Annotated in this window: 23 protein-coding genes and 4 pseudogenes; 20 read left to right on the top strand and 7 right to left on the bottom strand. The window is 71.7% G+C overall.

Going from position 1 to position 25,127, the window contains the following annotated elements; translation table 11 throughout:
• Window positions 1-86 precede the first annotated feature (86 nt).
• Together ACIA73_RS14640 and ACIA73_RS14635 are read left to right on the top strand one after the other, a co-directional pair.
• Window positions 87-824: an SseB family protein gene (locus ACIA73_RS14640; protein ID WP_399438810.1), complete on the top strand. Its 738-nt coding sequence runs from the start codon at window positions 87-89 to the stop codon at window positions 822-824.
• Window positions 825-923: 99 nt separating this feature from the next.
• Window positions 924-1,643 carry an MIP family channel protein gene (locus tag ACIA73_RS14635; protein ID WP_399438809.1) on the top strand — a complete coding sequence of 240 codons (720 nt, stop codon included), beginning with the start codon at window positions 924-926 and terminating at the stop codon, window positions 1,641-1,643.
• Between the two features lie 39 nt (window positions 1,644-1,682).
• On the opposite strand, the gene ACIA73_RS14630 is transcribed toward ACIA73_RS14635, so the two are convergent.
• Window positions 1,683-2,069: a DUF1844 domain-containing protein gene (locus ACIA73_RS14630; RefSeq protein ID WP_399438808.1), complete on the bottom strand. Its 387-nt coding sequence runs from the start codon at window positions 2,067-2,069 to the stop codon at window positions 1,683-1,685.
• Window positions 2,070-2,445: 376 nt separating this feature from the next.
• Between ACIA73_RS14630 and infC the strand changes: the two genes are divergently transcribed.
• From infC to ACIA73_RS14580, 10 genes are all read left to right on the top strand, one after another.
• Window positions 2,446-3,129, top strand: a complete 684-nt coding sequence (infC, locus tag ACIA73_RS14625) for a translation initiation factor IF-3 (RefSeq protein ID WP_399439040.1) — start codon at window positions 2,446-2,448, stop codon at window positions 3,127-3,129.
• 131 nt (window positions 3,130-3,260) lie between these two features.
• Window positions 3,261-3,455 carry a 50S ribosomal protein L35 gene (rpmI, locus tag ACIA73_RS14620; protein WP_189827454.1) on the top strand — a complete coding sequence of 65 codons (195 nt, stop codon included), beginning with the start codon at window positions 3,261-3,263 and terminating at the stop codon, window positions 3,453-3,455.
• A gap of 109 nt (window positions 3,456-3,564) precedes the next feature.
• Complete coding sequence (rplT, locus tag ACIA73_RS14615) at window positions 3,565-3,951, top strand: 50S ribosomal protein L20 (protein WP_266655864.1); 387 nt, start codon at window positions 3,565-3,567, stop codon at window positions 3,949-3,951.
• A 127-nt stretch (window positions 3,952-4,078) separates the two neighbouring features.
• Entirely contained in the window at window positions 4,079-4,918 is an 840-nt protein-coding gene (locus ACIA73_RS14610) for a TrmH family RNA methyltransferase (RefSeq protein ID WP_399439039.1), read from the top strand.
• Window positions 4,919-4,991: 73 nt separating this feature from the next.
• Complete coding sequence (locus tag ACIA73_RS14605; RefSeq protein ID WP_399438807.1) at window positions 4,992-6,092, top strand: ATP-binding protein; 1,101 nt, start codon at window positions 4,992-4,994, stop codon at window positions 6,090-6,092.
• Between the two features lie 113 nt (window positions 6,093-6,205).
• Entirely contained in the window at window positions 6,206-7,336 is a 1,131-nt protein-coding gene (pheS, locus tag ACIA73_RS14600; protein ID WP_399438806.1) for a phenylalanine--tRNA ligase subunit alpha, read from the top strand.
• Entirely contained in the window at window positions 7,336-9,864 is a 2,529-nt protein-coding gene (pheT, locus tag ACIA73_RS14595) for a phenylalanine--tRNA ligase subunit beta (protein WP_399438805.1), read from the top strand. Before pheS ends, pheT begins: the two co-directional genes overlap by 1 nt.
• Before the next feature lie 207 nt (window positions 9,865-10,071).
• Window positions 10,072-11,160, top strand: coding sequence for a PP2C family protein-serine/threonine phosphatase (locus ACIA73_RS14590; protein ID WP_399438804.1), 1,089 nt, complete (start codon window positions 10,072-10,074; stop codon window positions 11,158-11,160).
• 309 nt (window positions 11,161-11,469) lie between these two features.
• A complete protein-coding gene (locus tag ACIA73_RS14585) occupies window positions 11,470-12,825 on the top strand; it encodes a transcriptional regulator (RefSeq protein WP_399438803.1) in 1,356 nt (451 codons plus the stop codon).
• Between the two features lie 121 nt (window positions 12,826-12,946).
• The gene (locus ACIA73_RS14580; protein ID WP_399438802.1) at window positions 12,947-13,477 is read left to right on the top strand and encodes an NUDIX hydrolase; all 531 of its coding nucleotides are present in this window, start codon (window positions 12,947-12,949) and stop codon (window positions 13,475-13,477) included.
• Between the two features lie 25 nt (window positions 13,478-13,502).
• Here ACIA73_RS14580 and ACIA73_RS14575 read toward each other — a convergent pair whose 3' ends face one another.
• Together ACIA73_RS14575 and ACIA73_RS14570 are read right to left on the bottom strand one after the other, a co-directional pair.
• Window positions 13,503-13,760: a hypothetical protein gene (locus ACIA73_RS14575; RefSeq protein ID WP_399438801.1), complete on the bottom strand. Its 258-nt coding sequence runs from the start codon at window positions 13,758-13,760 to the stop codon at window positions 13,503-13,505.
• 211 nt (window positions 13,761-13,971) lie between these two features.
• Entirely contained in the window at window positions 13,972-14,832 is an 861-nt protein-coding gene (locus ACIA73_RS14570) for a 3-hydroxybutyryl-CoA dehydrogenase (protein ID WP_399438800.1), read from the bottom strand.
• Between the two features lie 272 nt (window positions 14,833-15,104).
• Here ACIA73_RS14570 and ACIA73_RS14565 point away from each other — a divergent pair, with 272 nt between their 5' ends.
• Window positions 15,105-16,256 (top strand): glycoside hydrolase family 10 protein, encoded by a 1,152-nt coding sequence (locus tag ACIA73_RS14565; RefSeq protein WP_399439038.1) that lies wholly within the window; start codon window positions 15,105-15,107, stop codon window positions 16,254-16,256.
• Between the two features lie 99 nt (window positions 16,257-16,355).
• Here the strand turns inward: ACIA73_RS14565 and ACIA73_RS14560 are convergent, their stop codons facing one another.
• Complete coding sequence (locus tag ACIA73_RS14560; RefSeq protein ID WP_399439037.1) at window positions 16,356-17,486, bottom strand: PLP-dependent aminotransferase family protein; 1,131 nt, start codon at window positions 17,484-17,486, stop codon at window positions 16,356-16,358.
• Between the two features lie 63 nt (window positions 17,487-17,549).
• Between ACIA73_RS14560 and ACIA73_RS14555 the strand changes: the two are divergent.
• Window positions 17,550-17,633, top strand: a pseudogene (locus tag ACIA73_RS14555) (hypothetical protein); the annotation flags it as partial.
• Here the strand turns inward: ACIA73_RS14555 and ACIA73_RS14550 are convergent.
• Window positions 17,613-17,798 (bottom strand): annotated as a pseudogene (locus ACIA73_RS14550) (GntR family transcriptional regulator); the annotation flags it as partial. The pseudogenes ACIA73_RS14555 and ACIA73_RS14550 sit on opposite strands and share 21 nt — an antisense overlap.
• On the opposite strand from ACIA73_RS14550, the gene ACIA73_RS14545 reads away from it, so the two are divergent.
• Together ACIA73_RS14545 and ACIA73_RS14540 are read left to right on the top strand one after the other, a co-directional pair.
• Entirely contained in the window at window positions 17,797-18,792 is a 996-nt protein-coding gene (locus ACIA73_RS14545; protein ID WP_399438799.1) for a DMT family transporter, read from the top strand. The pseudogene ACIA73_RS14550 and the gene ACIA73_RS14545 sit on opposite strands and share 2 nt — an antisense overlap.
• A 94-nt stretch (window positions 18,793-18,886) precedes the next feature.
• Window positions 18,887-19,081, top strand: coding sequence for a DUF1918 domain-containing protein (locus ACIA73_RS14540; RefSeq protein WP_399438798.1), 195 nt, complete (start codon window positions 18,887-18,889; stop codon window positions 19,079-19,081).
• Between the two features lie 63 nt (window positions 19,082-19,144).
• On the opposite strand, the gene ACIA73_RS14535 is transcribed toward ACIA73_RS14540, so the two are convergent.
• Together ACIA73_RS14535 and ACIA73_RS14530 are read right to left on the bottom strand one after the other, a co-directional pair.
• The gene (locus tag ACIA73_RS14535) at window positions 19,145-20,641 is read right to left on the bottom strand and encodes a glycosyltransferase family 39 protein (RefSeq protein WP_399439036.1); all 1,497 of its coding nucleotides are present in this window, start codon (window positions 20,639-20,641) and stop codon (window positions 19,145-19,147) included.
• A gap of 141 nt (window positions 20,642-20,782) precedes the next feature.
• Window positions 20,783-21,262: a nucleoside deaminase gene (locus tag ACIA73_RS14530; protein WP_399438797.1), complete on the bottom strand. Its 480-nt coding sequence runs from the start codon at window positions 21,260-21,262 to the stop codon at window positions 20,783-20,785.
• A gap of 172 nt (window positions 21,263-21,434) precedes the next feature.
• On the opposite strand from ACIA73_RS14530, the pseudogene ACIA73_RS14525 reads away from it, so the two are divergent.
• The 4 genes and pseudogenes from ACIA73_RS14525 to ACIA73_RS14510 form a co-directional block, all read left to right on the top strand.
• A pseudogene (locus ACIA73_RS14525) lies at window positions 21,435-21,875 on the top strand (GNAT family N-acetyltransferase); the annotation flags it as partial.
• A 210-nt stretch (window positions 21,876-22,085) separates the two neighbouring features.
• A pseudogene (locus ACIA73_RS14520) lies at window positions 22,086-23,615 on the top strand (carboxylesterase/lipase family protein); the annotation flags it as partial.
• An 80-nt stretch (window positions 23,616-23,695) separates the two neighbouring features.
• Window positions 23,696-24,070 (top strand): nuclear transport factor 2 family protein, encoded by a 375-nt coding sequence (locus tag ACIA73_RS14515; RefSeq protein WP_399438796.1) that lies wholly within the window; start codon window positions 23,696-23,698, stop codon window positions 24,068-24,070.
• Window positions 24,071-24,131: 61 nt separating this feature from the next.
• On the top strand, window positions 24,132-25,088 hold the full coding sequence (locus ACIA73_RS14510; protein WP_399438795.1) for a hypothetical protein: 957 nt from the start codon (window positions 24,132-24,134) through the stop codon (window positions 25,086-25,088).
• Window positions 25,089-25,127 lie beyond the last annotated feature (39 nt).

Genomic DNA, 25,127 nt, shown 5'->3' with positions numbered 1-25,127 from the left:
ACGGGAGCGTCCGGGCCGAGCAGACCGGACCGGAAGGGACAGGGGCGCCCTGCGGAGGGCCCGGTCCGCAGCGATACCCTCGGGGCGTGCTCAAGAACATTCCGGACCCCGGCTTCTCCGACGACGACGGCACCGCCGACCCCGCCCTGGCCGAGGCCCTCGCCGCCTGGGCGAAGGGCCCCCGGAACGGCCCCGCCGAGCAACGGGTCCTCGACGCGCTCCCCGCCGCCCGCCTCCTCGTCCCCATCGTCGCCGTCCTCGGCGAGGTGGAGACCGACCCGGAGACCGGTCTCAAGCGCGAGAAGACCAGCGACATGGCCGTCCCCACCCTTCGCGCGGGCGACCGCAAGGCCCTGCCCGCGTTCACCTCCATCGAGGCGCTCGCCCTCTGGGACCCGGCCGCCCGCCCCGTCGCCGTACCCCTGCACCAGGCCCTTCGGGCCGCCGCACACGAGCAGGCCGACACCGTGCTGATCGACCTGGCGGGGCCGGCCCCCTACCAGCTGACCGGGCCCGCCCTGCTCGCCCTCGCGGAGGGCCGCAGCAGCGCCAGGCCGATCGACGACCCGGCGGTCATCGAGGCCGTCCGCGCGCTGGTCGCCGCCGAGCCCGCGGTGCTCCGTGCCCATCTCGGCCCCGGCGAGGCGGACGGAGTGCTCGCCCTGGTGCTGACCCCGGACGCGGCCCCCGCCGATGCGGTCCGCCGCCTCGCACAGGGCCTGGCCTCCCACGACGTACTCCGGGCCCGTCTCGTACGAGGTCTGGACCTGGCCCTGCTGCCCGCCGGAGCCACCCCGCCGGGAGAGCCGCTCTTCTCCCGCTGAACAGGCGCCGCACCTCTGAACAGGCGCCGCACCGCTCCCCGGCAGACAATGCGAAGACGGTCCACGATCTTTGGGTCCACGATCTTCGTGAGGTGAGTCATGGACAGACGCACACTCGTCTCCGAGTTCCTCGGGACGCTTCTGCTGGTCTTCTTCGCGGTCGGCTCCGCCGTACTCGCCGAGGCCTACATCGGAACCCTCGGCATCGCACTCGCCTTCGGCTTCACCCTGCTCGCCCTGGCGTACGCACTCGGCCCGATCTCCGGCTGCCACGTCAACCCGGCGGTGACGCTCGGGATGCTGACCGCCGGGCGCATCAACGCCCGTACCGCGGTGGGCTACTGGGTGGCCCAGCTCCTCGGCGGCATCGCCGGAGCGGCACTGCTCTTCCTGCTCGCCAAGCAGGTGCCCGGCCTGCAGACCAGTGGCGCCTTCGGCTCGAACGGGTTCGGCGACCGGTCAGCCGTACACCTCAACATGGGCGGTGCGTTCCTCGCCGAAGTGGTGCTGACGTTCCTGCTGGTGTTCGTGGTGCTGGCGGTCACGCACAAGGTGGCCGTCCTCGGCTTCGACGGGCTGCCGATCGGTCTCGCCCTCGCCGTCATCCACCTGGTGGGCATTCCGCTCACCGGTACCTCGGTCAACCCGGCCCGCAGCCTCGGCCCGGCCCTCTTCGCAGGGGGCGCCGCGCTCTCCCAGCTGTGGCTGTTCCTCGTCGCCCCGCTGGTCGGCGGAGTGCTCGCGGCGCTGGTGCACCGGCTGACCCACCCCACCGACAGCGCCCGCATCCACGCGGACGCCGCCGCGGCGGAGGGGTAAGCACCCCGTCCTCCCCTCCCCGGGAGGGGAGGACGCTTCTCAGCCGTAGACGGGGCCCGTGTACTTCTCGCCCGGGCCCTGCCCCGGCTCGTCCGGCACGATCGACGCCTCGCGGAACGCCAGCTGCAGGGACTTGAGCCCGTCCCGCAGCGGAGCGGCGTGGAAGGAGCTGATCTCGGTCGCGCTGGCCGTGATCAGGCCGGCCAGCGCCTGGATCAGCTTCCGCGCCTCGTCCAGGTCCTTGTGCTTGTCGCCCTCCTCGGCCAGGCCGAGGTTGACGGCGGCGGCGCTCATCAGGTGGACGGCGACCGTGGTGATCACCTCGACCGCGGGGACGTCCGCGATGTCACGGGTCAGGTCGTCGAAGCCGGGGTTGTGCTCATCGTTGCCGTCCGGGACGGCGTTGCTGCTGGTCGCGTCGCTCATGGAGTCCACGATAGGTCCCCGTGCGGACCGGAATTCCACGGCCCCTGAACGGGTGGTTTACCGCGGTTCGCACCGGTGACGCTTGACGGGTATAGTGGTTCGCACGACCGGCCGGACACATCTGTGCCCGGCCCACAAGTGGAGGCTCCGATCTCCCACCTGACCGTCCCCCGGGACGGCGGGTCACCGGTCAGACGGTCCCCATCGTTCCGTACGGACGATGGAACTGTCCGATGTTGCGCCCCCGCGGTTTCAGACGCGGCGGTGCTCCGGTATTTCCAGGAGCCCTGCCTGTGTCCCGTCCGGGGCATTTTTTGTGTTCCGAAGCGGTTGGTCCAAAGAAATAAGACGTTACGTGGCTGTCTGCCAGACAGCCGTGTGGTGCTACTTAGGAGGATCCATCAGCGCCGAGCCCCGCATCAACGACCGGATTCGCGTTCCCGAGGTACGGCTTGTAGGCCCCAGCGGCGAGCAGGTCGGAATCGTTCCCCTCGCAAAGGCCCTTGAGCTGGCGCAGGAGTACGACCTCGACTTGGTCGAGGTCGCGGCGACCGCCCGTCCGCCCGTGTGCAAGCTCATGGACTACGGGAAGTTCAAGTACGAGTCGGCCATGAAGGCCCGTGAGGCGCGCAAGAACCAGGCGCACACGGTCATCAAGGAAATGAAGCTCCGCCCGAAGATCGACCCGCACGACTATGACACCAAGAAGGGTCACGTCGTCCGGTTCCTCAAGCAGGGTGACAAGGTCAAGATCACGATCATGTTCCGTGGTCGTGAGCAGTCCCGTCCCGAGCTTGGCTTCCGGCTGCTTCAGCGACTCGCCTCCGACGTGGAGGAACTGGGCTTCATCGAGTCCAACCCGAAGCAGGACGGCCGGAACATGATCATGGTTCTTGGCCCGCACAAGAAGAAGACCGAAGCAATGGCCGAGGCCCGCGAGGCCCAGGCCGCCCGCAAGGCGGAGCGTCAGGGCGTCACCGCCCAGGACGACGAGCCCGCGGCCGAGGTTGCCGACGTCGCCGCCGAGGCTCCGGCCGAGGCAGCACCTTCCGAGGCGTGATCCACGGGGCCGTCACCCAGACGGCCCCCGGATTTCCACCGGAAACCCCCAAACCACAGACCTGACGCTCCCGAAGTCCGGTGCCCGCACCGGGTGCCGGGGGAGCGGCACTGACGAGGAGATACGGCGCGATGCCGAAGAACAAGACGCACAGCGGTTCCAAGAAGCGCTTCAAGATCACCGGCTCCGGCAAGGTGCTCCGCGAGCGCGCCGGCAAGCGCCACCTGCTCGAACACAAGTCGTCCCGCGTGACGCGCCGCCTCACCGGCACCGTTGAGCTGGCCCCGGGCGACGCCGCGAAGATCAAGAAGCTTCTCGGCAAGTGATCCCGCCGCCCTCGGTGGGTTCACCGCGGGCACTGCTGGATCAAGACCGGGACCAATTCGTTTTCGGGTCGTGTGAATACCCCCCACGGCCCCGCTACAAGGAGTCAAAGTGGCACGCGTCAAGCGCGCAGTAAACGCCCACAAGAAGCGCCGGGCAATCCTCGAAGCCGCCAAGGGCTACCGCGGCCAGCGTTCGCGCCTGTACCGCAAGGCCAAGGAGCAGGTCACCCACTCCCTGGTCTACAACTACAACGACCGCAAGAAGCGCAAGGGCGACTTCCGCCGTCTGTGGATCCAGCGCATCAACGCCGCTGCCCGCGAGAACGGCATGACGTACAACCGCCTCATCCAGGGTCTGAACGCCGCCAACATCGAGGTGGACCGCAAGATCCTCGCCGAGCTGGCCGTCAACGACCCGAACGCGTTCGCCGCGCTCGTCGAGGTCGCCCAGAAGGCGCTTCCGAGCGACGTCAACGCCCCGAAGGCCGCCGCCTAGTCCTCAGGCAGGCAGAGCTCTTCTTGGCTTGAAGCCGGACCCGCAGGCGCATTCCGCGCCTGCGGGTCCGGTGCGTTCCGCCGCCCCTTTTAGTTCAGTTACGTACGAAGAAGTGAGCCGCACGCCCATGGGCACTCCCGAGCTGATCTCCCCGCGTTCCCCCCGCGTCGTCGCCGCCAGACGGCTGGCCAGGCGCAGCTTCCGGGGCAAGGAGCGCCGGTTCATCGCCGAGGGACCGCAGGCCGTGCGGGAGGCCGTCGACCACCGGGGGCCCGACGGTACCCCGACGCTGATCGAGCTGTTCGCGACCGTGGAGACCGCCGAGCGGTACGCCGACATCGTGGAGGCGGCGCTCGCCGCCGGGGCCCGGGTGCACCTCGCCGAGGCGGACGTGCTCGCGGAGATCTCGCAGACCATCACCCCGCAGGGCATCGTCGGCGTCTGCCACTTCCTGGACTCCCCGTTCGAGGAGATCCTCGCCGCCAGGCCGAAGCTGGTCGCGGTCCTCGCGCACGTACGCGACCCCGGGAACGCCGGTACGGTGCTGCGCTGCGCGGACGCGGCGGGTGCCGACGCGGTCGTCCTCACGGACGCCTCCGTCGACCTCTACAACCCCAAGTCGGTGCGGGCGTCGGTCGGTTCGCACTTCCACCTGCCGGTGGCGGTGGGCGTGCCGGTGGAGCAGGCCGTGGCCAAGCTCCAGGGGGCAGGGGTACGGATCCTGGCCGCCGACGGCGCCGGGGACCGCGACCTCGACGACGAGCTGGACGCAGGCACCATGGGCGGCCCCACCGCCTGGGTCTTCGGCAACGAGGCCTGGGGACTGCCGGAGGAGACCCGCGCACTCGCGGACGCCGTGGTGCGCGTCCCGATCCACGGCAAGGCCGAAAGCCTCAACCTCGCCACCGCGGCCGCCGTGTGCCTCTACGCGTCCGCGCGCGCACAGCGGGTACGCACCACTGCCTGAGGGGCCTCCTTGCGGAGTAGGGTGACGTGCTCGGGGGCCCACTGCCTCACGCGGAGAGGTGGGGTACGGGGAGATGGTCGCGGAAGTGTCTGAACAGGCCGTGCGTGCAAGGGAGTTCGACGCGTCCGGGATCGGGGCGGACGACCTCCCCGACGGCCTCGTGGTGGCCGACGACACCGGCCGGGTGGTCTGTTTCAACGCCGCCGCCGCCCGCATCACCGCCGTCCCCGCCGACCTCGCGCTGGGCCGCCCGCTCGTCGACGTACTCCCGCTGGAGGACCTCAAGGGGCGGCGCTGGTGGACGCTCACCGATCCGTACGGCGGACTCGCCATCCGGGGCGGACAGCCGGAGCGGAACCTGCTGCTGCCGGGCGGGCGCGAGGTGCTGGTGTCGGCGCGGTACGTCCGTGCCCAGCCGCGCGGTCCGGTGTGCCGGGTGGTGGTGTCGCTGCGCGGCACCGAGGCGCGCAGGCGCACCGAGCGCAGCCATGCCGAGCTGATCGCGACCGTGGCACACGAGCTGCGCTCGCCGCTGACCTCGGTGAAGGGCTTCACCCGGACCCTGCTGCGGAAGTGGGAGCGCTTCACCGACGCGCAGAAGCAGATGATGCTGGAGACCGTCGACAACGACGCGGACCGTATCGCCCGGCTGATCGCCGAACTGCTGGACATCTCGCGGATCGACGCCGGGCGGCTGGAGCTGAGGCGGCAGCCCGTCGATATCGCGACCGCTGTGGGGCGCAATATCCACGCCCACATCTCCGCAGGTCAGAGCCCTGACAGGTTTCTGGTGCACCTGGCGCACCCGCTGCCCGACCTGTGGGCCGACCCGGACAAGATCGACCAGGTGCTCGGCAACCTGCTGGAAAATGCGGTGCGGCACGGCGAAGGAATGGTCACCATTGAGGTCGCACCCGCGCAGGCCAAGGACGACCGGGAAGGAACCGCCGTGACCGTCAGCGACGAGGGCCCCGGCATCCCCGAGGAGTCGCTCGGCCGTGTCTTCACCCGCTTCTGGCGGGGCTCCAAGCGTGGCGGGACCGGTCTCGGCCTGTACATCGTCAAGGGCATCGTCGAGGCGCACGGCGGCACCATCACGGTCGGCCGCGGCCCCGGCGGCGGCGCCGAATTCCGATTTATCCTGCCCGTGGGGGCCCCGGCCTATCTGGCCTGAGCCGCCCGCGGGCTGCTTCGCATCCTGCGTCCCTTTAGACTCGACCTTTGGCACCTTTGCGTCCTCATGTGTCGAGCGGGGCCGCCCACCAGCCATCGGAAGTACGGGAAGAGATGTCCGCACCCAATAAGTCGTACGACCCTGTCGAGGTCGAGGCGCTGAAACCCGAAGAGATCGAGCGCATGCGGGACGAGGCGCTCGCCGCCTTCGCCGAAGCCGCCGACCTCGACGCGCTGACGCACGCCAAGACCGCGCACACCGGGCCCACCTCGCCGCTGTCCCTCGCCAACCGCGAGATCGGGGCGCTGCCGCCGCAGGCCAAGGCCGAGGCGGGCAAGCGCGTCGGCATGGCCCGCGGTGCCGTCAACAAGGCCCTCGCGGCCCGGCTGACGGTCCTGGAGGCCGAGCGCGACGAGCGCGTACTGGTCGAGGAGGCGGTGGACGTCACGCTGCCGTACGACCGCACGCCCGCCGGCGCCCGCCACCCGCTGACCACCATCATGGAGCGCGTCGCCGACGTCTTCGTGGCGATGGGCTACGAGGTCGCGGAGGGCCCGGAGGTCGAGGCGGAGTGGTTCAACTTCGACGCCCTGAACTTCGTGCCGGACCACCCGGCCCGGCAGATGCAGGACACCTTCTTCGTGCAGGGCAAGGACGGCGCGAAGACCGACGAGTCCGGTGTCGTGCTGCGCACCCACACCTCGCCCGTGCAGGCGCGTGCGCTCCTTGAGCGCCGTGAGCCGCCGGTGTACGTGGTGTGCCCCGGCCGCGTCTACCGCACCGACGAGCTGGACGCCACGCACACCCCGGTCTTCCACCAGATCGAGCTGCTGGCCGTCGACGAGGGCCTCACCATGGCCGACCTCAAGGGCACCCTGGACCACATGGTCCAGGCGCTCTTCGGCGAGGGCATGAAGACCCGGCTGCGCCCCAACTACTTCCCCTTCACCGAGCCGTCCGCCGAGATGGACATGGTCTGCTACGTCTGCCGCGGCGAGTCCGTGGGCAACCCGGACAAGCCCTGCCGCACCTGCGGCAGCGAGGGCTGGATCGAGCTCGGCGGCTGCGGCATGGTCAACCCGAAGGTCCTCACGGCCTGCGGCGTCGACCCGGAGAAGTACAGCGGGTTCGCCTTCGGCTTCGGCATCGAGCGGATGCTGATGTTCCGGCACAACGTGGAAGACATGCGAGACATGGTCGAGGGTGACGTGCGTTTCACTCGGCCCTTCGGGATGGAGATCTGATGCGGGTCCCGCTTTCCTGGCTGCGGGAGTACGTAGACCTCCCCGCCACCGAGACCGGCCGTGACGTACAGGCCAAGCTGGTGTCCGCAGGACTTGAGGTCGAGACGGTCGAGCAGACCGGCGCCGGCCTCAAGGGCCCGCTGGTCGTCGGCCAGGTCCTCACCATCGAGGAGCTGGAGGGCTTCAAGAAGCCGATCCGCTTCTGCACGGTGAACGTCGGCTCCGCCAACGGCACCGGCGAACCGCAGGAGATCGTCTGCGGCGCCCGTAACTTCGCGGTCGGCGACAAGGTCGTCGTGGTCCTGCCGGGCGCGGTGCTGCCCGGCGACTTCGCGATCGCCGCGCGCAAGACGTACGGCAGGACCTCGCACGGCATGATCTGCTCCGGCGACGAGCTGGGCATGGGCGACGACGGCACCGGCGGCATCATCGTGCTGCCGATGGAGTACGAGCCCGGCACCGACGCCATCGAGCTCCTTGAGCTCGTCGACGAGGTGCTGGACATCGCGGTCACCCCCGACCGGGGTTACGCCCTGTCCCTGCGCGGCATCGCCCGCGAGGTGGCCACCGCCTACGGTCTGCCGCTGCGCGACCCGGCACTCCTCGACGTCCCGGCGCCGAACTCGTACGGCTACCCGGTGAAGATCAGCGACCCGCAGGGCTGCGACCGCTTCACCGCCCGCACGGTCACCGGCCTGGACCCCGAGGCCCGCTCGCCGATCTGGATGCAGCGACGCCTCCAGAAGGCCGGCATGCGCGCGATCTCGCTGGCCGTCGACATCACCAACTACGTGATGCTGGAACTCGGTCAGCCGCTGCACGCCTACGACCGCACCAGCATCCAGGGCACCATCGGTGTCCGGCGCGCGGAGCAGGGCGAGAAGTTCACCACCCTCGACGGGGTGAAGCGCACGCTCGACGCCGAGGACCTGGTCATCACCGACGAGCGCGGGCCGATCGGCCTGGCGGGCGTCATGGGCGGTGCCAACACCGAGGTCGCCGACGTCGAGACCGACGCGGAGACCGGCGAGGTCAGGGGCACCACGGAGGTCGTCGTCGAGGCGGCGCACTTCGACGCGCTGACCATCGCGCGCGCCTCCCGCCGCCACAAGCTCACCTCCGAGGCGTCCAAGCGCTTCGAGCGCGGCGTCGACCCCCAGGCCGCGTCCGCCGCGGCCCAGCGGACCGTCGACCTGCTGGTGCTGCTCGCTGGCGGCACCGCCGAGGCCGGGGTCACCGAGGTCATCGCGCCCTCCGCGCCCCGCTCCATCGCCATGAAGGCCGACCACCCGGACCGCGTCGCGGGCGTCGCCTACGGCCGCGAGACCGTGGTGCGCCGCCTCCAGCAGGTCGGCTGCGACGTTTACGGGCAGGACGACCTCACGGTCACCGTGCCGTCCTGGCGCCCCGACCTGGCGTTCCCCAACGACCTCGCCGAAGAGGTCATCCGGCTGGAGGGCTACGAGAACCTGCCCTCCACGCTGCCGACCCCGCCGTCCGGCCGCGGTCTCACCGAGCGCCAGCGGCTGCACCGCCGCGTCGGCCGCGCCCTGGCGGGCGCCGGCTTCGTCGAGGCGCTGAACTACCCGTTCGTCGGGGACGCCGCCTTCGACCAGCTCCAGCTGGCCGCCGACGACGAGCGCCGCACCACCGTCAAGCTGGTCAACCCGCTCGCCGACACGGAGCCCTCGCTCCGTACGACGCTGCTCCCTGGCCTGCTCGGTGCGCTGCGCCGCAACGACGGCCGGGGCAGCCACGACCTGGCGCTCTTCGAGACCGGTCTGGTCTTCCTCCCGTCCGGCGAGGAGACCAAGGCCGTGCGCCTGCCGGTCGACCGCCGCCCGACCGACGAGGAGATCGCCCAGCTCAACGCCTCGCTGCCCGCCCAGCCCCGGCACGCCGCCGTCGTCCTCGCGGGCGCCCGCGAGCAGTCCGGCTGGTGGGGCAAGGGCCGCCCGGCGACCTGGGCCGACGCGATCGAGTCCGCCCGCACGCTGGCCCGCGAGGCCGGTGTCGAGCTGATCGTCGCCACGGGAACCATGGAGCCGTGGCACCCGGGCCGCTGCGCCGTGCTCGCCGTCGTCATCGACGACGCGGTACACAACATCGGCTTCGCCGGTGAACTGCACCCGCGCGTCATCAAGGCGATGAACCTGCCCGAGCGCACCTGCGCGATGGAGCTGGACCTGGACGTGCTGGAGAAGGCCGGTCAGGGTGTCCTCCAGGCGCCCCGGATCTCCGCCTTCCCGGTCGCCACCCAGGACGTCGCGCTGATCGTCGACGCCGACGTCCCGAACATCCGGGTCGAGAGCCTCCTGCGCCAGGGCGCGGGTGAACTCCTGGAGGACATCCGGCTGTTCGACGTCTTCACCGGCGAGCAGCTCGGCGAGGGCAAGAAGTCCCTCGCCTACGCGCTGCGCTTCCGTGCGGGCGACCGCACGCTGACCGTCGAGGAGGCCACCGCCGCCCGCGACGCGGCCGTGGCACTCGCCGCCGAGCACACCGGTGCGGTGCTGCGCGGGGCGTAACGCACAGATGAGCAACCGCTGTTGAGCGCGTTGCGGAGGGGCACATCCGGGACACGGGTGTGCCCCTCACTCATTTGGGTGAGATGTGCGGGCGATGTACCTATCCGGGCGCGAACGCAGAACAGAATCATTCCGGCCGACGGGCCGCAGCAGGTGGTGCGGTGCCGCCGAATCGCTGACCGAGGTGCTCTGAGGGGGCCGTCCGGAATGATCCATGACAGGACGGGGCAGCGCATCCGCCGCCGCACACGGCCCGTTCGGTACGTGCGCGACGCGGTGCTCCTCGGCCTCTGGCTCACCCTGGTCACCGGCTGGGCACTGATCTGCCCGCTGTCCGACGCGGGCGGTCTCGTCCCGGACCTCGTCACCTGCCTGGGTTTCCTGCTGGCCGTTCTCGCTCTGGTGGTGGGGGTACGCCGGGGGCCGCTGCGTGAGCTGCGGCGGGTGACCGAGGTCGCCAGGGCCGCCCAGGACGTACTGCTGCGCCCCCTGCCCGCCCGCCTCGACGGCCTCGCGCTCGCCGCGGGGCAGCTCTCCGCCAGCGAAGGGGCGTCCGTCGGCGGGGACCTGTACGAGGCGATGGCGACCGTGCACGGGGTGCGGGTGGTGATCGGTGACGTACGGGGACACGGGCTGTCCGCCATCGGGGCGGTCGCCGCCCTGCTCGGCAGTTTCCGGGAGGCCGCCCACGACGAGCCCCAACTCGGCGGCGTACTGCGGAGGCTGGAGCGGGCTTTCCAGCGGCAGCTGCGCGAGCGGGCCCGGGACGAGCACCCCTCGTCGGGCGGCGGCGAACCGGACAGCCCGCTCGCCGAGGAGTTCGTCACCGTACTGCTCCTGGAGATCCGGCCCGACGGGGAGGTGCTGGCCCTCAACTGCGGTCACCCGTGGCCCTACCGGCTGCGGGGGAAGGCCGAACCGGTGGGCGTCGGGGAGCCGTTGCCGCCGCTGGGGCCCTTCCCGCTGCCGGCCGAGCTGACGCCGCACCGGTGCGTACGACTGCTGCCGGGTGAGCTGCTGGTGCTGCACACGGACGGGGCCGAGGACGCGCGGGACGCGGACGGGGCGTTCTTCTCGCTGCGCGAGGCGCTCGCCGTGGCCGCCGCCGTACGGCCGCTGTCGCCCGCCGGGATCGTCGACCGGGTGCAGGGTGCCCTGCTGCGGCACACCGGGGGGCGGGTGTCCGACGATGTGGCGCTGCTGGTGCTGCGCAACGACCGGCTGCGGGTGCCGCAGCAGGCGGGCGAGCCCGGTACGGACTCCCGCCGGCCACGCCCCGAACCGTCCCGCCGGTAGCGATCCGCCGGAACCGGCTGCCGGTGGGAGGGCCTGCTCGGTCCGGGGCGCGGCAGCGGCTGCCGTCCGCCCTGCCCGGGGGGATGTCGGGCAGACAGGGCAGGGCGGACGGGGGTGAGAACGGGCCGCCGCGCTTGTGGAGGGGGAGCCGACGGCCCGGCCGCCTCTTGCGAGGCAGTTCAGTCAACCGATTCGGCGCCCGGGGCGGGAGTGGGTGAGGGAGACGGATGCGGGCATTCCGTTCACCCCCCGTGTGAAGACGCCGGTACTACGCTGTCCACGACTTCAGTCAGCCGGAGGCGCAACGACATGCAGCCCAACGCACTCCTCGACGCACTGCTGGACGAGGCCGGAATCTCCCAGGCGGGACTGGCCGCGCACGTCAACCAGGCAGGAAACAAACGCGGGTTGGCGCTGCGCTACGACCACACGGCGGTCCGCCGGTGGCTCAAGGGGCAGCGCCCGCGAGGCCAGGTACCCGACCTGATCTGCGAGGTGCTCACCACCAGGCTGCACCGGCAGGTGGTCCTCGACGACATCGGACTCGGAGGATTCCAGGGCGAGTTGATCTCCCCGAGCAGCGGCGGTGCCGGTTCCACCCTCTCCGGGTTCGTCGAACGGGCTACCGCGCTGTGGCGTTCCGACGAACAGCAGCGCCCGCATGTCCTCGGCGCTCCGGCCGTCACCGGTACGCCCGCCGTGATGCCGGTCTGGGAGTGGGAAAACCCGCCCGAGGACAGCGATGTGTCGCGGTCCGGGCAGACCCCGGTGAATCTCTCGGACATCGAGACCCTCAAGGGTGCCCGGGCACACTACGAGCAGATGTACCGCAAGGCCGGCGGCATCGCGACCCGCTCGCGCATCGTCGGCTTCCTCAACTCCGAGACCGCCCCGCTGCTGCGCGGCGGCTACAACGACGCGACGGGCCGTCAACTCCACCGTGCGACAGGCGGGTTGGTGGCCATCGCGGGGATCTGCGCCTACGACTCCGACGCTCAGGGGCTCGCCCAGCGCTACTTCCACCAGGCGCTGCGGCTGGCCAAGGCGAGCTGCGACCGGGGGCTCGGCGCGTATGTCATCGCCCTGCTGGTCAACCAGTCGCTGTTCATGCGGGAGTACCGGCAGGCGGTCGCCTTCGCCGAGGCCGCCCTGCGCACCGCCGGGCGTGAAATCACCCCGGCGCTGGCCGCCGACCTGTATGCGATGCAGGCCAAGTCGTACGCCCATCTCGGCGACGGCACCAGCGCGTTGGCGTGCATCCGGCGGGCCGAGAAGGCCGCCGACCGTATCCGCCCCGGCCGCGAGCCGGATGAGACCGGCTACGTACAACCGGGGCTGGTCAATGTGCAGGTGGCGGAGGCACTGCTCAGCATGGGGGACCTGTCGACCGCGCGGGAGCACGCGGCGGCGGCGGTCGACACCCGCGCACACGACCGTGGCCGGGTGCACCGGCTCGCGATCCTCACCCATGTCGAACTGCGGCAGGGCGAGGCCGACCGGGCCGTGGCCACCGCGGTCGAGATGGCCGAGCAGGCGCGGGGCATGGAGTCCCAGCGGCTGAGAGACCGGCTGAGGGCCGTGCGTGAACACCTGGCGGCCAGCGGTTGCGCCCAGGCCGACGAGGCGGCCGAAATGATCGACGGAGCTCTGCGCATTCCCCTGTAGGTATCCCTGCAAGGAGCTGCGCATTCCGCCGTAAAGCTCCACCGGGCGCTGGTTCCCCCAGCGTGCCCCTGCTGCGATGTTGCCATCTACGTGCATTCAATTGCCGGAAGGTGGCAGAAACGTGCAGTGGACGAACCTAAACGAACAAACTGTGTATGAAAACCCGTGGTTCCGGGTCAATCTCGCGGACGTCGAACTCCCGAACGGCCGACACCTGGACCACTTCCTCATCCGCCTCCGCGCGGTCGCCGTGGCGACCGCCGTCAACGAGGCGAACGAGGTGCTGATGCTCTGGCGCCATCGCTTCATCACCGACAGCTGGGGCTGGGAACTTGCCGCGGGTGTCGTCGAGGACGGCGAGGACGTCGAGGAGGCCGCGGCGCGCGAGATGGAGGAGGAGACGGGGTGGCGGCCGGGGCCGCTGCGCCACCTTCTCACCGTCGAACCGTCCAACGGCCTCACCGATGCCCGGCACCACCTCTACTGGGCGGAGGGGGCCACCTACACCGGCTACCCGCAGGACGACTTCGAGTCCTCGCGCCGCGAGTGGGTACCGCTCAAACTGATCCCCGACATGATCGCCAGGGGAGAGGTCCCGGCCGCCAACATGGCGGCCGGGCTGCTGATGCTGCATCACCTGCGGCTGGGGTAGCAGGAGTTGACCTCACCATGGGTGGCTAATGCCCGAAGGCCTGCCACACGGCGACGGCCAGCGCGCCGAGCGCGGCGAGTGCCGCCACCGCCGGCAACGGCCAGCGGGAGTGCTCCAGGGCACTGACGCGGACGATCAGATCGGCAAGATCCTTGTCGTTCTGATCGTCACGCAGGGTGTGCAGATCGAGCCGTCCCTCGATGCGGGCCATACCCACATCGAGGTGGCGGCGTACGTAGGCGAGCTCTTCTACGACCACGTTCTGCTCGGGGTCGGTGGTCACGGCTTCCGCTCCTTCGGGGACAGTCGACTCGAATGTTGTGACGGTGAGTCAACTCCCTTTGCCTGTAAGGCGGGAGAGTGTGTGCGGGGCATATGCGGGCACACCCCGCACACCGCGCGCGCCCCCGCACACTCCGTGCGAATCAGGAGTGCGGACGGGGGCGCGGCGGGGCGGTCACACTGAGTGGGACGCCGGTGGGGTCGGCCGTGGGTCAGCCGTACGGGTAGAAGCCCGAGCCGGTCTTGCGGCCGAGGCGGCCCGCGTCGACCATCCGCTGGAGCAGCGGCGGGGCGGCGTACAGCGGCTCCTTGAACTCGTCGTACATCGAGTCGGCAACCGAGGCGACGGTGTCCAGGCCGATCAGGTCCGCGAGCTTCAGCGGGCCCATCGGGTGGGCGCAGCCCAGCTCCATGCCGTTGTCGATGTCCTCGCGCGAGGCGATGCCCGACTCGAACATCCGGATCGCGGAGAGCAGGTAGGGGATCAGCAGCGCGTTCACCACGAAGCCCGAGCGGTCCTGGGCGCGGATCGCGTGCTTGCCGAGGATCTTCTCCACCATGGAGTGCGCCCGGCTGATGGTGCCCTCGGAGGTGGTGAGCGCGGGGATCAGCTCGACCAGCTTCTGCACCGGCGCCGGGTTGAAGAAGTGGATGCCGATGACGGCGTCAGGGCGGGACGTGGCGACGGCCAGCTTCACCAGCGGAATGGAGGAGGTGTTGGACGCCAGGATCGCGTCCGGGCGGGTCACCACCTGGTCCAGGACCTGGAAGATCTCCGTCTTTACCTGCTCGTTCTCGACGACGGCCTCGATCACCAGGTCGCGGTCGGCGAACTCACCGAGGTCGGTGGTGAAGCTGAGGCGGCCCAGCGTCGCGTCGCGCTCCTCCTCGGAGATCTTGCCGCGCTCGGCAGCCTTCGAGAGGGAGTTGTAGAGGCGCGTGCGGCCGATCTCCAGGGCCTCGCCCGTGGTCTCGGCGACCTTGACCTCAAGGCCGCTGCGGGCGCACACCTCCGCGATGCCGGCGCCCATCTGGCCGCAGCCCACCACTCCGACGCGTTCGATGTCGGTCACATCGTGCCTTTCGCTCTACGGTCAGCTCAACGCCGGGCTTCTCGGTCTCTTCGCCGAAAATCCCGGACTTCTCGGTCCCGGCGGGCCCGCCCGGTGTCTCCGTCGGCCCTGCCACGAATCCCCGACGTTACTCCGAGCCTGCACGGTGATGACGGGGAGGGGCGGGCATGCTGTCCCCGAAAGCAGGTCCGGACGGACAGTGTGAGGACGGTTTTGTGGGACATGTCGCACGAAGAAGGATTCTGGCGGGCGCGGCCGGAGTGCTCTCCGCGATGACGCTCGGCGGGAGCGCGGCGGCGCGTGAGGAGGGCGGCGGAGCCCACCGGATGCGAGGGGTCTGGCTGGCCACCGTCGCCAACCGGGACTGGCCCTCCCGCAAGGGGCTCAGCGCCGCCGAACAACGCGCTGAGCTGCTGGTTCACCTGGACAACGCGGTCAAGGCACGGCTGACCGCGGTGGTCCTCCAGGTGCGCCCGACCGCCGACGCGCTGTGGCCCTCGCGGTACGAGCCCTGGGCCCAGTGCCTCACCGGCGAGCAGGGCCGCGACCCCGGCTGGGACCCCCTCGCGGTGGCCGTCGAGGAGGCCCACCGGCGGGGTCTGGAACTCCACGCCTGGTTCAACCCCTACCGGGTGGCGAATCACACAGACGTCAACCGTCTTTCCGCAGCTCATCCTGCCCGGCTGCACCCCGAGTGGGTGGTCCCGTACGGCGGCAGGCTCTATTACCACCCCGGGCTGCCGGAGGTCCGCCGCTTCGTGCAGGACGCGATGCTGGACGCGGTCCGCCGCTACGAGCTGGACGCCGTCCACTTCGACGACTACTTCTACCCGTACCCGGTGGCGGGCAAGGTCTTCGACGACGCGGACGCCTACGCGCGGTACGGGGCCGACTTCGCGGACCTGGGCGACTGGCGCCGCCACAACACGGAGCTGCTGGTACGGGAGATGGGCGAGCGGATCCGCGAGGTCCGCCCCGGGGTGCGCTTCGGCGTCAGCCCCTTCGGGGTGTGGCGCAACGCGTCGGCGGACCCGGAGGGCTCGCGGACGCGGGCGGGTGTCGGCACCTACGACGACCTCTTCGCGGACACCCGCAAGTGGGTGCGCGAGGGGTGGGTGGACTACATCTGCCCCCAGTTGTACTGGCACGTGGGCCTGCCGGAGGCGGACTACGCGGAGCTGGTGCGGTGGTGGGCCCAGGCGGTGCGGGGAACGGGCGTGGACCTGTACGTCGGTGAAGCCCTCTACAAGGCGGGCGACCCCGCCCAGCCGGCGGCCTGGCAGGACCCGGCCGAGCTCTCCCGCCACCTCACCCTGGCCTCGGACTTCCCTGAGGTCGGGGGCCATGTCTTCTTCGCGGGCAGGGAGCTGGCGAAGGACCGGATCGGGGCGATGGGGAGGGTGGTGCGGGACCACTACGCGTAGGGGGCGGCTGCCGGGGGCCGGACCTCGGACGCGCATGCCCGTGGCCCGCTCCGGTGGCGGCGGGGCCGCGCCCCTTCCGTTCTCCGGCCCCCGGTCCGCCTACGCCCCGATACCCAGCCCCGCGCACGCCGTGCGCAGCCTCCGTACCCCCTCCGTGATCTCGCTCGTGCTCGCCACCGCCGCGAAGCTCAGCCGGAGGTGCCCGGCGGGGGGTTCCGCACTGAAGTAGGGGCGGCCGGGGGTGACGGCGACGCCGGCCAGGAGCGCGGCGGACACCACCGAGGGCTCGTCCGTGCCGTCGGGCAGCCGCAGCCACAGGTGGTATCCGCCGGACGGGACGTGGGCGGGCGCGAGGCCCGGCAGGTCACGGCGGAGCGCGGCGGTCAGGGTGTCCCGGCGGGATCTCAACTCGGTTGCCACGGTACGCAGATGGCGCGGCCAGGCGGGCGTGCCGACCAGCTCCGTCGCCGCCTCCTGGAGGGGGCGTGGCACGAAGAAGTTCTCCACCACCTGGATGGCCCGCAGTCTCTCCAGGACCGGCCCCCGGGCGACCAGCGCGCTGACCCGGAAGCTCGGCGAGGTCGCCTTGGTGAGCGAGCAGACATGGACCACGACCCCGTCGTGGTCGTCGGTGGCCAGCGGACGCGGCAGCGGCCCGGCGTCCTCGTGGACCAGCCGGCGTACGAAGTCGTCCTCGACCACGAACGCCCCCGCCGCGCGTGCGATCCGCAGCACCTCGGGCCGCCGTTCGGCGGACAGCACCGCCCCGGTCGGATTCTGGAACAGCGGCTGGCAGACGAAGACCCGCGCCCCGGTCGCCCGGAACGCCTCTTCGAGCAGCTCGGGGCGCACTCCGTCCCTGTCCACCGGTACCGGCACCGGACGCAGTCCGGCGGCCCGGGCGATGGCGAGCATGCCGGGGTACGTCGGCGACTCGACCAGTACCGGTGCGCCGGGCGGCGCGAGCGCCCGCAGCGTGGTGGTGAGGGCGCTCTGGCCGCCCGAGGCGATCAGTACGTCGGCGGCGGTGATCGCCCCGCCGATGCCCCGGGCGAACCACTCGCGCAGCTCGGGGATGCCGTCGATGGGCGGCCTGCCCCAGGCCCCGGGGCGCCGCCCGGCCCGGGCGAGGGCGGCTGCCAGGGCCTGCTCGGGCTGGAGCGAGGCGTGCAGATAACCGGCGTTGAACTCGATGACCCCGGGGGAGGGCTGGGCGAGCGTGACCAGCACCCCGGACGCGTCGACCGTGCGCGGCACGAGATCGCAGGCCCCGTCGGCGCTCAGTGACACCTCCTGCCAGGAGGTGTCACCCGGAGCCCGGGACTCCGCGGGAGCCTCGGCCCGGAACGCACCGGCGCCCGGCCGGGTGACGACCAGCCCCTCGGCGGCGAGCCTGGCCAGCGCGCGGGAGACGGTCACGGGGCTGACCCGATGAGCCTCGACCAGGGCGCGACTCGACGGCAGCTTTCCACCAGGTGAGTAGCGGTGGAGATCCCGCCGGAGGACTTCTGCCAGTTCGGAGACACTGCTACGCTCGTGCATGACAGCACAGAATAGCGCTACTCCCGCTCGATCGATAGCAGTTGAGGTGCCGGTACGGGTACCGGCCGACTCCACCCGGGCCGGCTCCACGCAGGCCGGTTCGGTGCCGAGCGGTGCGACCCGGGCCGGTTCGGCTCAGCCCCGTAACGGCACGCTGCTCGCCGCTCTCGGCATCGTCGCCTTCTCGCTCACCTTTCCCGCGACCGTGTGGGGTCTCGACGGATTCGGGCCGTGGACGCTGGTCTCGGTGCGCAGTGTGCTCGCCGCGACGGTGGCGGGGGGTGCGCTGCTCGCGCTGCGGGTGCGGGTGCCCGCGCGGCGGCACTGGGCGGCTCTGGCCGTCGTCGGTATCGGCACGGTGCTCGGCTTCCCGATGCTGACCACGCTCGCCCTGGAGACGTCCACGACGTCGCACGCGGCGGTGGTGGTGGGGCTGTTGCCGCTCACGACAGCGGTGATCTCGGCCGTACGCACCGGCAATCGGCCCTCACGCGCCTTCTGGGCGGCGGCACTTGTCGGTGCCGCCGTCGTGATCGGCTTTACGGTGCAGCAGAGCGGCGGCGCCGTCTCGACCAGCGATCTGTATCTGTTCGCGGCGCTGCTGGTGTGCGCGGCCGGGTACACCGAGGGCGGGCGGCTGGCCAGGGAGATGCCGGGCTGGCAGGTCATCGGGTGGGCGCTGATCATGTGCCTGCCGGTGGCGGTCCCGGTGGCGGCGGTGGCGCTGGTGGCCGAGCCCTTGCAGTGGACGGTGCACGGGGTGGCCGGGCTGGTGTGGGTGGCGGTCGGATCGCAGTTCCTGGGGCTGGTGGTGTGGTACCGGGGGATGGCGGAGATCGGGGTGTCCAGGGCCAGTCAACTGCAGCTGGCGCAGCCCCTATTGACACTGGTGTGGTCGGTGCTGCTGCTGGGGGAGGTGCTGCCGGTGGCGGCGCCGGTGGCGGCGGTGGGGGTGCTGGTGTGCATTGCGGTGACGCAGCGGGTGCGAAGCTGACGGGCCGGGGGAAGGGCTGCTTTCAGTAGGGGTCAACTTCCCTGCACAGTCCTAGAATTGGCTCCTCATTGCCGACCTTGGGAGGCCATGTCCTATGCAGGCGAAGGTGGGAGACCAGTTGCTGATGCACGGCAGGATCGTGGGTCAGCGGGACCGGGTCGCGGAGATCGTCGAGGTGCTGGGGGCCAACGGAGGGCCGCCGTACCGGGTGCGGTTCGAGGACGGGCGGGAGGCGGTCATGTCGCCTGGGCCGGACACGGTGGTCAGGGCGCGGGGGGCCGGCGCGTAGACGGGCAGTCTCCGTAGTGGGACGTTCCCGCCGCACACACGGGCAACCGGACGGGCCCGCGCCTCAGTAGAAGTGCCGCAGTCGTGGCCAGAGCTTGGACCAGGGTTCGCGGGTCCCGCCGCACAGGAGCACCGCCGCGCCCTGCTCCTCGTTGTCCAGGTCCTTGCCGTTGTCGACCCGTCCGACCTGGTGGCAGTCCCGGAAGAACGTCCCGGTGTTCGCCCCCGTGCCCCGCTGCTGGAGCAGCAGCACCCGTCCGGTGGAGGCGTCCGGCGGCGGACCCCAGTCCGCGAAACTCATGTGCCCGGAGTACGGCGCCGGGAGGCCGCGCGCGGGGCCGTACCGTACGAGCGCCCCCGCCTGCCCGTAGTTCTGAGCGAAGACCACCGAAGAGGCTCGCTCGGCAGCCGGGATCCGCTGCCAGCCCGCCGCGACCGCGTCCGTCAGCTCGGGCCAGCCGACCTGCTCGCCCTGCTCCGGATTGATCGCACCGATCGGCCCCGGCGTACCCGGCGGCAGCACCGGCAGCCCCACCGCCAAGCTCATCGCCGCCGTCAGCGTGAGCGCCCCGGCGAACAGCCCGCGCCGTACCCGCCGCGCCCCCCGCCCCAGCCAGGTCAGCGCCGGAACGCAGCCCGCCGCCAGCAGCACCAGCAGCAACGGCAGCGCGTAGTACGGCTTTCCGCCCGCCCCGATCACCTGCACGCACAGCAGGGGGTACGCCACGGCCACCGCCCGCGCCCACCCCACCTCCCGGTCCCGCCACAGCCGCAGCCACCCCGCGACGCACACCGGGACGTACAGCGGAGACAGGAAGAGCAGCTGCTGCGGTACGAACAGGAGCCGGTTCTCGGTGCCGTCGTCGGCCACGATGCCGCCCGCCACGGTGAGCTGGGGCCAGCCGTGCTGCTCCTGCCACCAGAGGTTCGGCCAGATGATCAGGACGGCGGTCGCGACCCCCACCCCCAGCCACCAGCTGCGCAGCAGCCCGCGCGGCCCGGCCACCGCGAGTCCGCCGAGCAGGGCGGCCACCAGCATCGCCACCAGGTACTTGTTCTGCAGGCCGACCCCGGCGGCCGCCCCGACCGCCACCCACCACCTGGGATCACCGGAGCGCAGCAGCCGCAGGAAGAGCCAGCTGACCGCCAGCCAGGCCACCAGGTCGTACGTCGCCGTCGACACCATGTGCCCCACGGCCAGCACGAAGGTCGAGGTCGCCGCGCACACCGCCGCCAGGAGCTGCGCCCGCCGGTCGCCGCCCAGCTCCCGGGCGACGGCGGTGACCAGCAGGATCAACAGAACACAGGCGAGCGTTCCGGCGACCCGCAGCCCGGCCGGGCTGTCCCCGAAGACGGTGCTGGAGGCCTTGGCGATCAGCGGGGTCAGCGGCGGTTGGTCGACATAACCCCAGGCCGGGTGGTCGCCCGCGACGAGGAAGTACAGCTCGTCGCGGTGGTAGCCGTACCGCCCGGAGAGGGCGGTGAGCAGCGCGGCCGCGACGGCACAGACCGTGGCGGCGGGAACGGAGGCGAAAGCGTGGAGCGGGCGGGACTCACCCATGTCGTACACGGCAGGAGCGTACGGCCGGACACCGGCCCGCCAGAAGACCTCGTACCGCAACGAATCGGTCAACTCGGATGCGGGGGGGGGGGGGGCGGTGCGCGCCCCGGGCGCCGCGTCCGGGTTACCTCGCCCCTAGCACTACCCCGCCCCGAGCATCCGTCGGAACAGCGCCCGGATCTCCTCCGCCAGCTCCGGGACCGGCCCCTCGACCACGATGTGCGGCACCACCTGCTCCACCGGAAGAATCGTCAGCGGCGGCTTCGGAGCGCCCAACTCGCCGAGCCAGCCCATCAGTTGCTCGGAGGACGAGGCGTACGAGATCCGGCCGAGCCCCACCCAGCCGTGCGCGGCGGCGCACATCGTGCAGTGCTCGCTGGAGGTGAAGACGGTGGCTGCCTTCCGTTCCTCGGGGGTGAGGTGCGCGGCGGCCCAGCGGGCGAGCGCGAACTCGGGGTGCTGGGTGTGGTCGCCGCCGCCCACCCGGTTGCGGTCCTCGGTGAGCACGGTGCCGTCGGCGCCGACGAGGACCGAGCCGAAGGGCTGGTCGCCGGCTGCCAGGGCTTCGGTGGCGAGCTGTACGCAGCGGCGCAGGTGGGTCAGTTCGGTCTCGGTTGCCATGCGGGGTCTCCCGGTGGGTCGTGAGGTGTGGGCCGTGATCCGTGTGCTGGGTGCTGGGTGCTGGGTGCTGGGTGCTGGGTGCCGTGGGTCGGGTGCGGGTGATCAATTCCCTGGATGGTATTTCGCCGGAGGGCTACCGTGACCGGACACCGACACACGGAGTCCGCCCCACATGCCCGAAGCGCCGCATCCCGAGGTCCTCAGCACCCGCCGCCTCGACCTCCTTCCGCTGGCCGTCGCGCACGCGCCCGAGATGGCGCAGGTCCTCGCCGACCCCGCCCTGCACACCTTCACCGGTGGCGCACCGCTGTCCGCCGACGCCCTGCGCGCACGCTACGAACGCCTGGTGCGCGGTGCCCCCGACCCGGACACCACCTGGCTGAACTGGGTCGTCCGGGTGCGCGACGAAGACCGTCCGGCCGGAACGGTGCAGGCGACCATCACCGGTGAAGTCGCCGAACTGGCCTGGGTGGTGGGCACCGACTGGCAGGGCCGGGGCATCGCCACCGAGGCGGCCGGAGCGTTGGCCGACCGGTTGGCCGCCCGGCCCCGTATCCGCGAACTCCGCGCCCACATCCACCCGGACCACCCGGCCTCCCAGGCAGTCGCCCGAGCCGCCGGGCTCCTGCCCACGGACGTACGGCAGGACGGCGAGGTGCGCTGGGTGCGCGCGGTGGGGCACCGGGGGAGTGGCGTGACGGACGCCTCCGGGTCCGAAGCGCGCAGCGCCGGAGAGCCCTTGGCCGACGCCTCCTCCACCGCAGACGCTCCCACCGCAGACGCCTCCACCACAGACGCCCCCACCGCGGAGTTTCCCACGGCCGACACCACCGCCGGCCGGGTCCGGGGCCTGCGCCCCGCCCCCGGCACCGCCGCCTACCTCGGCATCCCGTACGCCGCCCCGCCCTTCGGCCCGCGCCGCTTCCACGCACCGCAGCCGCCCGAACCCTGGGACGGCACCCGCGCCTGCACCGCCTTCGGCCCGGTCTCCCCGCAGTCGGCGCAGCTGCCCGGCGCCCCGTCCTGGGCGCCCGGCGACGAGGACATCCTCACCCTCAACATCTGGGCGCCGGAGGGGAGTCCGGACGACCCGGCCGGCCTTCCGGTGCTGGTATGGATCCACGGCGGGGCGTACACCTTCGGCTCGTCCGCCCAGCCCGACTTCGACGGTACGGTGCTGGCCCGCGCCGGACTGGTCGTGGTGACCGTCAACTACCGCATCGGATTCGAGGGGTTCGGGCACCTCCCCGGCGGGGGCCCCGGCACCCCGTACCCGGAGAACCGCGGCCTCCTCGACCAGGCGGCGGCCCTCGCCTGGGTGCGGACGAACATCCCGGCCTTCGGCGGCGACCCGCAGCGCGTCACCGTCGCCGGGCAGTCGGCCGGAGCGACCTCCGCCGTCTCCCTGATGCTGATCGGCGAGGCGCGCGGACTGTTCCGCCGGGTCGTCGCGCACAGCGCCGTCGGCCCCTGCTTCTCGCCCGCCACCGCTGACCGGAACACCCGCTGGATCGCCGCCGCAGCCGGTGTCCCCGCCACCGTGGACGGGCTGCTGTCCGCGTCCCCGCAGGCGCTGGTCGCCGCCTCCGACCAGGTTGCCGACACCCTCCAGCACGACCCCGGTTCCGGCGCCCGCCACTACAACGCCGTCCTCTACGGGCCGGTCGCCGACGGTACGGTGCTGCCCGCCGACCCACTCGCCGCACAGGCCACGGCCCCCCTCGCCGGCATCGACCTGCTGGTCTGCCACACCACCGAGGAATACTGGCTGATGGACGCGGTCGGGCAGAGTCCGAAGATCGCGGACGAGGCCCAACTGGCCGCTTTCTGCGCCGCGTTCGGCCTTCCCTGCGCGCTCGTCGAGGGGTATCGGCTGCGCATGCCCGGCGCCCGTGCTCACGATCTCTACCTCGCCCTCGCCGGAGACTTCTTCTTCGCCGAGTACAGCAGCCGCGTCGCCGACGCCCACGTGGGCGCCGGGGGCCGTACCTTCCACTCCCGGTTCGCCCGGCGGCGTACCGACGCGGACGGAACACCCGAGGCGCGCGCCTGGCACTGTGCGGACGTCCCCTTCGCCTTCGGCAACCACCACGACCCGTACCTGGAGTTCCTGATCGGCGGGCCGCCCCTCCCCGGTGACGACGCGCTGGCCGCCCAACTGGTGCGCGCCTGGGCCGACTTCGCAGCCACCGGTGACCCGGGCTGGCAGCCGTACGACCCGGCCGACGAGGCGGCGACGGTACGGATCTGGGGTGCGCCCGACGCGAGCGGTCCGCCCCGCGAGCTGTGGCGCGCGGTGGATTACGACCCCGAGTGCGCTGACCGGCCCGGCGGCGTACTACCTCCGGGGTAATCGACCCCGCGCCGACTCCGGGAGACCGTAAGCGTGTTGTACACGGAGTGACCCCCGCACCCACGACGAGAGGCCCGACCATGAGCGCCGACTTCACCACCGCACTCCAGCGCTACTTCGCCGCCTGGAACACCACCACCGGCCCCGACGACCTGGCCAAGGCCGTCGCGGCCGCCTTCACCGAGGACGCCGCCTACACCGACCCGGTGGCCGAGGTGCGCGGGCACGACGAGATCACGGCGATGATCGCCGGGGCGCTCGCCCAGTTCCCCGGCATGGAATTCCGGCTCGACGGTGAGCCGGACGGACACCACGACATCGTGCGCTTCGGCTGGGAGCTGGTCTCGGTGGCCGATGGTTCCGCGCCGGTGGCGGGCTTCGACGTCGCCACGCTCGCCGAGGACGGCCGGGTCTCCTCGGTGAAGGGCTTCCTGGACCGGGTGCCCGGCGCCTGACGGGGGAGAGCGGCGGGGGTGGCGGCCGGGGGCGGGAGCGCGCTTCCTATGGTTGCTTCCCATGTGGCAAGGACATCAGGGGCAGCAGGGACAGTCAGGTCAGCAGGGGCAGCAGTTCGGGCCCGGTCAGTACCCACCGCAGCACCAGCCGGACAACCCCTACCTCCAGCCGGCTCCCCGCGCACCGGCCCCGCCCCCGGCCGGCGGCCCCGGCGGCGGTGATGACGGCGGCCGCCGCACCCGCACCACCGTCGTCATCGCCGCCGCCGTGGTCGTCGTCGCCTGCGCCACCACCGTGATCCTGGTCCGGGGCGGCGCACAGGACGACACCAGGAAGGACGACCAGGCGGTCACTACTCCCTCCGCCACCACCCCGCAGACCCCCGCCCCCGACTCCGGCCGGCAGAAGTCGGGCGACCCGAAGCCGGTCGTCGCGGGCTGGAAGACCGTGGTCAACCCCAAGCTCGGACTCGCCTTCGACGTACCTCCCGAGTGGGACCGCAAGTCGACGGACTGGGCGAGCTACGTCGCCGAGAACGAGGACCCCGAGGAGAAGCCCCTCGTCGGTTTCGCCGCACCCGGCATGCTCAAGGAGAAGTGGTGCGTCGCCGACGGCAACGAGAACGGCGGCGCGGGCAGCACCGCCCTGGCCACCGCCGGCTCGCGGGGTGAACGCAAGTACACGAACGCCGGTGAGGCCGCACGCAACAACGCGAGCCAGTGGCTCTACGGCGCCTACACCCAGCCCGACCGCGCCAAGGCGAAGGCGGGCCCCGCCCAGCCCTTCACCACCGCCTCCGGCCTCCGGGGCAGCCTGGTCACGGCCGCCTCCACCGGCGCAGCGAAGAAGGAGAAGTGCAGCAGCGACGGCAAGGTCACCGCCTTCGCCTTCGCGCGCCCGGACGGCGCACTGGCCTCCTGGACCTTCGTGGGCGCCAAGGGAGTGGCGGACGAGGTGCCGGACGCCACGGTCCGCAAAATCGCGAGCACGGTACGGCTGGTGCAGCCCACGTCGTAGCGGCCGGCGCGGCCCACGTCACAACGATGGCCACCGCCC

This window comes from Streptomyces sp. NPDC051561 (assembly GCF_044454195.1).
Classification (GTDB): domain Bacteria; phylum Actinomycetota; class Actinomycetes; order Streptomycetales; family Streptomycetaceae; genus Streptomyces.
Note: the sequence above shows the minus strand (reverse complement) of the source record. Positions and strands in the feature narration are given on the sequence as shown.